The organism is Gardnerella vaginalis, from assembly GCF_001546485.1.
GTDB lineage: Bacteria > Actinomycetota > Actinomycetes > Actinomycetales > Bifidobacteriaceae > Bifidobacterium > Bifidobacterium vaginale_D.
This window is the reverse complement of record NZ_KQ956865.1, coordinates 1-537: the sequence shown is the minus strand read 5'-3', so window position 1 is coordinate 537 and position 537 is coordinate 1. Positions and strand designations below refer to the sequence as shown.

Sequence of the window (537 nt, the reverse complement as noted above, 5' to 3'; positions counted from 1 at the left end):
ATTTACAGCAGCACCGAAAGCCTTAACTTTCTCAGAACCGCCAAACTTATTCACAACAGCTTTATAAGCACTCTTCGCAGCTTCAGCAGCTTTCTTGTTAGCAGGAGTCTTATCAGCCTCAAACTTAGCAAAGGCATCCTTATAAGCCTTATGAGAGTTACCAAGCTCACCAGCAACACTCTTTACCTTATCTAGCAGCTCTTTAAAACCTGACTTAGCAGGCTTGGTTTCATCCTTCTTATCGGTTTCACCTGGCTTGGTTTCATCCTTCTTATCGGTGTCACCTGGCTTGGTTTCACCCTGCTTGGAATCTGTTGCGTCAGTCTTCGTATACGCAGCAGTCTGAGCTTCAGTTGGCGTGCACTCAGCTTTGAGCTGTTCAAGAGTCTTTTTTGCTTGCTTAGCATCAGCAACTTGAGCATCAGTGCAAGCAGATTTAGGTGTTTGCACATCACCATCTGCTAATGCTGGGACTGCAACAGCAATACCAGAAAGAAGCGTAGCGCCAGCAGCAAGTGCGGCAATAGCCTTCTTATT

At 45.8% G+C, this 537-nt stretch carries 1 protein-coding gene; it reads right to left on the bottom strand.

Annotation, left to right across the window (positions count from 1 at the left end):
• Positions 1 to 537, bottom strand: a 537-nt coding sequence (locus tag HMPREF3208_RS06900; protein ID WP_064347364.1) for a hypothetical protein, incomplete at both ends; no start/stop codon positions are given.